This is a genomic window from Blastococcus sp. SYSU DS1021 (assembly GCF_054050995.1).
In genome coordinates this window covers 172178-178501 of sequence record NZ_JBJHAL010000007.1, presented here as the reverse complement: position 1 = coordinate 178501, position 6324 = coordinate 172178, and the positions used below count along the sequence as shown (strand labels likewise).

The window sequence follows — 6324 nt, the reverse complement described above, 5'->3', positions numbered from 1 at the left end:
GGGGGGGTGGGTGCCGGGGGGGGGGATGCGCTAAACGGGGGCGGGTTGTGTTCCGGGCCCACACACCCCCCCCCCGGGGGGCCCCCCCGGGCCCCCGGGCCACCACCGGGGGGAGCCCGCCCCCGCCGTACGGGAGACTGACCGCATGCGGAGCGGCCGAGGGTGAACGCGACCGTCACCGTCGCGCTGGCCCTCGGGGCGCTCGTCGTGCTGGTCGCCGCGGTCGCGCTCCGGCTGGCCGACCGCGTGGGCCTGCCGAGCCTGCTGCTGTACCTGGCCCTCGGCCTGGCCATCGGTGAGAGCGGGCTGGGCGTGCGCTTCGACGACGCCGAGCTGACCCAGACCCTCGGCGTGGCCGCGCTGGTCGTCATCCTCGCCGAGGGTGGGCTGACCACCCGCTGGGCGGACGTGCGGCGGGCGGTGGGGCCGGGGCTGACCCTCGCCACCGTCGGGGTGGCGGTGAGCGTCGGCATCACCGCGGCCTTCGCCGTCTGGTTGCTCGACGCCTCGTGGGGCTTCGCCCTGCTCCTGGCGGCGGTGGTCGGGTCCACCGACGCGGCCGCGGTCTTCGGGGCCCTGCGGCGGCTGCCCCTGCCCCGTCGGCTGGCGGCCTCCATCGAGGCGGAGAGCGGGCTCAACGACGCCCCGGCGATCCTCCTGGTCACCACCCTCGCCGCGTACCTCACCGGCGCCGGCCCGGGAGCGTGGTGGCTCATCGTGCTGCAGGTCGTGGGCCAGCTGATCGGGGGGGCCCTGATCGGCGTGGCGCTCGGGGTCGGCGGGGCGGCGCTGCTGCGCCGGGTCGCCCTTCCGCTGGCCGGCTTCTACCCGCTGGCGATCCTGGCGCTGTGCGTGCTCGCCTTCGCCACGGCAACGCTCGCGGCCACCTCGGGCATCGTCGCGGTGTACCTGTGCGGGCTGGTGCTGGGCAACGCGGCCCTCCCGCACCGCGCCGCGAGCATCGGCTTCGCCGAGGGCACGGCCACCCTCGCCCAGATCGGGCTGTTCGTCCTGCTCGGGTTGCTCGCCTCGCCGTCCCGGCTGGCCGACGCCCTGCTCCCGGCGCTCGTGGTCGGCGGGGCGCTGCTGCTGGTCGCCCGGCCGGTGTCGGTGGTGCTGAGCCTGGTGTGGTTCCGGATGCCGTGGCGGCAGCAGGCCTTCGTCTCCTGGGCGGGCCTGCGCGGAGCCGTCCCCATCGTGCTCGCCACCTTCCCCGTCACCGCCGGGGTCACCGGCGCGGCCGGCATCTTCGACACCGTCTTCGTGCTGGTCGTCGTCTTCACCCTCGTGCAGGGCTGGTCCCTGCCCTGGGTGGCGCGACGGCTGCGGATCGCGGCCCCGGTCACGCCGCGCGACGTGGAGGTGGAGGCGGCCCCGCTGGAGACGCTGGACGCCGACCTGCTGCAGCTGACCGTGCCGGACGGGTCGCGCCTGCACGGCGTCTACCTGCCGGAGCTGCGGCTGCCCGAGGACGCCGCGGTGGTGCTCATCGTGCGCGAGGGCCGGGCGTTCGTGCCCGACCGGAACACCCGGCTGATGCGGGGCGACCAGGCGCTGCTGGTGTCGGCGCGCGCATCCCGGGCGGAGGCCGAGCGGCGGCTGCGTGCGGTCAGCCGCGCCGGCCGGCTCGCCATGTGGCGGGGCGAGACCGGCCGCGCCGGCGAAGCGGACTGAAAGAGGACCTCCTGCCCCCCAACGCTCGCGGGCTCGCGGTGGGCCCCTGCAGGAGGCCGTTCCAGCACGTCACCGGACCCTCGGGCCCTCTGCGTGGCATCGTGGCACCCAGACCCTGTCTTTCCCCCGGAGCGCGCCATGAGGTACCTCTTCCGGCCACCGGCCACCGACGCGACCGGGCTGCTGTCGCTGCCGTGGCACCAGCCGCTGGAGGAGTGGGACGACGCCCTGCTGCTCGACGTCCCCTCGCGCGGCATCTCGCGGCACGTGGTGCGCTTCGTCGCGCTCGAGGGCCGGGTCTACGCGCTGAAGGAGATCGACGAGCGGCTGGCCCGGCACGAGTACGCCCTGCTGGCCCAGTTCGAGAGCGAGGGCCTGCCGGCGGTCTCGGTGCTCGGCATCTGCGTCGACCGGCCCGACGAGCAGCCTGCGGTGCTGGTCACCCGGTACCTCGAGTACTCGATGTCCTACCGCTGGCTGTTCTCCGGGCCACGCGGAGCCCAGTCGGCCGAGCAGCTGCTCGACACGATGGTCGTGCTGCTGGTGCGGCTGCACCTCGCCGGCGTCTTCTGGGGTGACTGCTCGCTGTCGAACACCCTCTTCCGGCTGGACGCCGGCACCTTCGCCGCCTACCTGGTCGACGCCGAGACCGTCGAACGCCACCCGCGGCTGTCGCCCGGCCAGCGCCGCTACGACGTCGACCTGGCCCGCGAGCGGGTCGGCGCGGAGCTGCTGGACCTGCAGTACGGCGGGCTGCTGCCCGAGGGCATCGACCCGATCGAGGTGGCCGACAGCCTGCCGCGGCGCTACGAGTCGCTGTGGGAGGAGGTCACCCGCGAGGAGGTCTTCCGCACCGACGAGCAGCGCTACCGGGTGGCCGAGCGGCTGCAGCGGCTCAACGAGCTCGGCTTCGACGTCGGGGAGGTCGAGCTGCGCACGACCGACGAGGGCACCCGGCTGCGCGTCGAGACCCGGGTCGCCGAGCCCGGGCACAACCGGCGCGAGCTGTTCCGGCTGACCGGCCTGGAGGTGCGGGAACGCCAGGCGCAGCGGCTGCTCAACGACGTCCGCGCCTTCCGCGCCTACCTGGAGCAGAAGTCCGGTCACCCGGTGCCCGAGACGATCGCCGGCCACCGCTGGCTGGGGGAGGTCTACCAGCCCGTGGTCGACGCCATCCCCGAGCACCTGCGCGGCCGGCTGGAGCCGGCCGAGGTCTTCCACGAGGTCCTCGAGCACCGGTGGTTCCTGTCCGAGAAGGCCGGGCGGGACGTCGGGACGACGAAGGCCGCGCGCTCCTACTTCGAGACGGTGCTGCCCGGCACCCCGCAGGAGCTGACCACGCCGTCGGTCATCGCCGGGCGCCCGTAGCCCGGTAGGGCAGTCCACCACGGCACGGCACGGCCCGGCCCCGTCGCGGGTCGATGCCGTCCGGGCCGTTCGAATTGACACCCTTTGTGGCCTGTATCACGCTCCGAGGACCGTCGTGATCTCGGTCGGGTGGACGCCAACGGAGGCGAGGACTGATGCCGAACGCTCCTGGTCAGAAGCGCCAGAGGAGAAAGGCAGCGAGCGCCACGGCCTCGCTCGTCGCGGTCGCCGCTCTGACGGCCTGTGGGAGCGATGCGGGCAGCGACTCGACACTCACCTGGTACACCAATCCCGACTCGGGTGGGCAGGCGGAGATCGCCGCGCGCTGCACGGAGGAAGCGGGGGGCGCCTACACCATCGAGACGGCGCAGCTGCCCCGCGAGTCCTCGCAGCAGCGGGAGCAGCTGATCCGGCGGCTGGCGGCGGAGGACGACTCGATCGACCTGATGAGCCTGGACCCGCCCTACATCCCCGAGTTCGCCCAAGCCGGCTTCCTGGCCCCCGTGCCCGAGGACGTCGCCGAGCGGGTGACCGAGGGGGTCGTGCAGAGCGCGATCGAAGGGTCGACCTGGGACGACGAGCTGGTCGCCGTGCCGTTCTGGGCCAACACCCAGCTGCTCTGGTACAAGCAGTCGGCGGCGGAGGCCGCCGGGCTCGACATGGACGAGCCGGTCACCTGGGCCCAACTGGTCGCCGCAGCCCAGGAGCAGGGCACGCAGATCGCCGCGCAGGGCATTCGCGCCGAGGCGCTCACGGTCTGGATCAACGCGCTCATCGAGGGGGCGGGTGGCTCGATCATCGCGGAGACCGCCGAGAACCCGGAGGACATCCAGCTCGGACTCGAGTCCGAGGCCGCCGTGGAGGCGGCCGAGGCGATGAAGTCGGTAGCGACCGTGGGTGGCCCGGCCTTCTCCACCGCCGGTGAGGACGCCAACGTGACGGACTTCGAAGACGGCGACGCGGCGTTCATGGTCAACTGGCCGTTCGTCTGGCCCCGGGCGCTGGCCGCCGTCGAGGCGGGCACGCTCGACCCGTCCGTGCCCGAGGACTACGGGTGGGCGCGCTACCCGCGGACCGTCGAGGACGAGGAGAGCCGGCCCCCCTACGGCGGCATCAACATCGGCGTCGGCGCCTTCAGCCAGAACACGGACCTGGCCTACCAGGCCGCCGAGTGCATCGTCTCCGAGGAGAACCAGACCTACTACTTCCTCACCAACGGCAACCCGGCGGCCCTGGCGTCGGTCTACGACGACCCCGAGGTGCTCGAGGAGTTCCCGCAGGCCCCGCTCATCCGGGAGTCGCTGGAGGCGGCCGCGCCCCGGCCGCAGACCGTCTACTACAGCGAGGTCTCCGGGGCGTTGCAGCGGGTGTACCACCCGGCGAGCGCCGTCGACCCCGGCCGCACCGGCCAGGCAGCCGCCGACCTCATCGAGGCCGTCCTGGCAGGGGAGGAACTGCTGTGACTCAGACCACGCTCCCGCCGGTCAAGAAGACCGAACCGGTCTCGACGCCCAAACGGGGGCTCAGCGACCGGTCGCGCAGCGAGCGGAAGCTCGGTTGGCTGCTGGCCGGCCCGGCGTTCGTGGTGATGCTGGCGGTGACCGCCTACCCCATCGTGCAGGCGGTCTACGAGTCGCTGTTCTCCTACCGGCTCACCGACCCGACCAACCGTTCGTTCAACGGGCTGAACAACTACTGGGTGATCCTCACCGATCCCATCTGGTGGCAGGCCATCTGGGTCACCGTCTTCATCACGGTGGTCACCGTCGCGGTCGAGCTGGTGCTCGGCTTCGGGCTCGCCATGGTGATGGCCAAGGCGCTCAGCCACATCCGGCCGGTGGTGCGTGCGGCCATCCTCATCCCGTACGCGGTGATCACCGTGGTCTCTGCTTTCGCCTGGCAGTTCGCGTTCGACATCAACACCGGCTTCGTGAACTCCTGGTTCGCCTGGATCCCCGGGGTCACCGAGAACACCGACTGGTTCGGCGACAGGTGGCAGTCCCTGTTGGTCATCTGCCTGGCGGAGATCTGGAAGACCACCCCGTTCATCTCCCTCCTGCTGTTGGCAGGTCTGGCGCAGGTGCCAGAGGTGCTGCAGGAGGCGGCGAAGGTCGACGGCGCCACGTGGTGGCAGCGGCTGTGGCGGGTGACGATCCCGAACATGAAGGCGGCGATCATGGTCGCCCTGCTGTTCCGGAGCCTGGACGCGTTCCGGGTCTTCGACAGCATCTTCATCATGACCGGTGGTGCCAACGGCACCGAATCGGTGTCGTTCCTCGCGTACCGGCAGACGATCGCACGATTGGAGATCGGGCTGGGATCGGCGGTGTCGGTGCTGCTGTTCCTCGTGGTGGTGCTGATCGCTTTCACCTTCATCAAGGCGTTCAAGGTCGATCTGGCCTCGACGCGGGGGGAGTGACAATGTCTGCTCGGAAAAAGATCATGTGGTGGATCGGTGGCGCGATCATCGTCGTCTACGCGCTGTTCCCGATCGCCTGGATCATCTCCATCTCGCTGAAGGCCCCGTCGGACATCGCCAACGGTCAGTTCCTGCCGACCAGCGTCTCCTGGGGCAACTACGAGACGGTCCTGACCGGAGACGCGAGCGAACTGTTCCTGCCCGCGCTGCGCAATTCGTTCGGAATCTGCCTGATCGCCACGGCCATCTCCTGCCTGCTGGCGATGTTCGCCGCCTACGCGATCGCCCGGTTGGACTTCCCGGGCAAGAAGGTGATCCTCTCCACGGCGCTGGCGGTGGCGATCTTCCCGGTCATCTCGATCGTGACGCCACTGTTCAACGTGTGGCGGCAGATCGGTCTCTACGACACCTGGCCCGGCCTGATCCTCCCGTACCTGTCGCTGACGCTGCCCATCTCGATCTGGACGATGTCGGCCTTCTTCCGGGAGATCCCGTGGGAGATGGAGCAGGCCGCCCAGGTCGACGGCGCCACGACGTGGCAGGCGTTCCGCAAGGTGATCGTGCCGTTGGCCGCTCCCGGGGTGTTCACCACGGCGATCATCGCGTTCTTCATCGCCTGGAACGACTTCGTCTACGGAATCGTCCTGACCTCCACCGAGGCGGCCCGGCCGGTGCCGGCAGCGCTCGGCCTGTTCAGCGGCGCCTCCCAGTTCGAGGACCCGACGGGCGCGATCGCGGCGGCCGCTCTGATCGTCACCATCCCGGTCGTCGTCCTCGTGCTCCTCTTCCAGCGGCGCATCGTCGCCGGTCTCACCAACGGCGCGGTCAAGGGCTGACCGTCATGATCCCCACCCGCTCCACCG

General features: G+C 71.3%; 5 protein-coding genes. All 5 read left to right on the top strand.

Annotated features, from left to right (window positions below; genetic code table 11):
* Window positions 1–162: 162 nt before the first annotated feature.
* Window positions 163–1674, top strand: coding sequence for a potassium/proton antiporter (locus tag ACI8AP_RS07645; protein ID WP_456588746.1), 1512 nt, complete (start codon window positions 163–165; stop codon window positions 1672–1674).
* Window positions 1675–1812: 138 nt separating this feature from the next.
* On the top strand, window positions 1813–3042 hold the full coding sequence (locus tag ACI8AP_RS07640; RefSeq protein ID WP_456588745.1) for a DUF4032 domain-containing protein: 1230 nt from the start codon (window positions 1813–1815) through the stop codon (window positions 3040–3042).
* Window positions 3043–3197: 155 nt separating this feature from the next.
* Window positions 3198–4505, top strand: coding sequence for an extracellular solute-binding protein (locus ACI8AP_RS07635; RefSeq protein WP_456588744.1), 1308 nt, complete (start codon window positions 3198–3200; stop codon window positions 4503–4505).
* Window positions 4502–5461 (top strand): carbohydrate ABC transporter permease, encoded by a 960-nt coding sequence (locus ACI8AP_RS07630; RefSeq protein WP_456588743.1) that lies wholly within the window; start codon window positions 4502–4504, stop codon window positions 5459–5461. The genes ACI8AP_RS07635 and ACI8AP_RS07630 overlap by 4 nt, the downstream gene beginning before the upstream one ends.
* Window positions 5462–5463: 2 nt before the next feature.
* Window positions 5464–6297, top strand: a complete 834-nt coding sequence (locus tag ACI8AP_RS07625) for a carbohydrate ABC transporter permease (RefSeq protein ID WP_456588742.1) — start codon at window positions 5464–5466, stop codon at window positions 6295–6297.
* Window positions 6298–6324 lie beyond the last annotated feature (27 nt).